2 protein-coding genes are annotated in these 1,529 nt (G+C 72.6%); both read left to right on the top strand.

What is annotated here, in order from left to right; genetic code table 11:
- On the top strand, positions 1–325 hold a 325-nt coding region (locus AC2VOK_RS15690; RefSeq protein ID WP_428901310.1), incomplete at its 5' end, for a hypothetical protein.
- A partial coding sequence (locus AC2VOK_RS15685) for a UvrD-helicase domain-containing protein (protein ID WP_428901309.1) occupies positions 325–1,529 on the top strand: 1,205 nt, incomplete at its 3' end. The genes AC2VOK_RS15690 and AC2VOK_RS15685, both read left to right, overlap by 1 nt.

Below are 1,529 nucleotides of genomic sequence, written 5' to 3'. Positions count from 1 at the left end.
GCTGGGCGACTTGGTGGCGCTCTACGACACGGGCCGGCGGGAGCCGCTGCCGCTGCCGTTGAAGACGTCCTACGCGTGGGCGCAAGCACGCCGCGACGGCCAGGATCCGGCTCGCGCCGCGCGAGAGAAGTGGCAGGGCGACAGGCTTGCCCCCGGCGACGATGCCGAGCGGGCCCACGCGCGGGTGTGGGGCAAGGGCGCCCCGCTGTCGGTGTTGCTGGGCCCGCCCCGCGCAGGCGAGGAGGCCCACGGGGAGAACACCCGGCTGGGCGCGCTGGCGGCGCGGGTGTGGCTGCCCGTGCTGGACGGCGAGAGGGACCTGTGATGGACCGCTTCGACCTGATGGGCCCGCTGCCGCGGGATGCCTCCACCACTGTGCTGGAGGCCAGCGCCGGCACCGGCAAGACGTTCGCGCTCGCCGGTCTGGTGACCCGCTACCTCGCCGAGAACGGCGCGACGCTCGACGAGATGCTGCTGATCACCTTCAACCGCAACGCCGGCCGGGAACTGCGCGAACGGGTGCGCGACCAGATCGTGCAGGCGATCGACGCGCTGGAGGGGCGGGTGCCGCCCGGCAGCGATCTGGTCGGCCACCTGCTGGGCGCCGACGCCGACGAACGGGCCCTGCGGCGGGCGCGGCTGCGCGACGCGCTGGCGAACTTCGACGCGGCCACCATCGCCACGACCCACGAGTTCTGCGGCTCGGTGCTGAAATCGCTTGGCGTGGCCGGCGATACCGCCGCCGGCGTCCGGTTGCAGGAGAGCCTCGACGACCTCGTCGGCGAGATCGTCGACGACCTGTACCTCGCGGAGTTCGGCCGCTGCGCCGACGAGCCGGTGCTCACCTACCCCGACGCACTGAACCTGGCCCGCACCGTGGTGGGCGACCCGTGCGCGCAGCTGCGCCCGCTCGATCCCGAGCCGGGCAGCGCCGCCGAGGCCCGGGTGCGCTTCGCCGGGGCCGTCGCGGTCGAGCTCGAACACCGCAAGCGCCGGCTGGGCATCCTCAGCTACGACGACCTGCTCACCCGGCTCGCGAAAGCCCTTGACGCCCAGGACTCCCCGGCCCGCGACCGGATGCGGCGGCGCTGGCGCATCGTACTGGTCGACGAGTTCCAGGACACCGACCCCATCCAGTGGCGGGTACTCGAGTGCGCGTTCAGCGGGCACTCGACACTGATCCTGATCGGCGACCCCAAGCAGGCCATCTACGGTTTCCGCGGCGGCGACATCTACACCTACCTCAGGGCCGCCCGCAGCGCCGGGGCCCGCTTCACCCTGGACGTCAACTGGCGCAGCGACAAGGTCCTCGTCGACAGCCTGCACACCGTGCTGCGTGGCGCGACGCTGGGTCACCCGGACATCGTCGTACGCGACATCAACGCCCACCACGACGGGCACCGGCTGGCCGGCGCGCCGCACAACGCGCCGTTTCGGCTGCGCGTCGTCAAACGCCGGTCACTGGGTTACACCGGCAGCACCGCCATCCCGATCGACACGCTGCGCGGGCACATTCCGCAAGACCTGGC

Source organism: Mycobacterium sp. TH-M116 (assembly GCF_057473685.1).
Note: the sequence above shows the minus strand (reverse complement) of the source record. Positions and strands in the feature narration are given on the sequence as shown.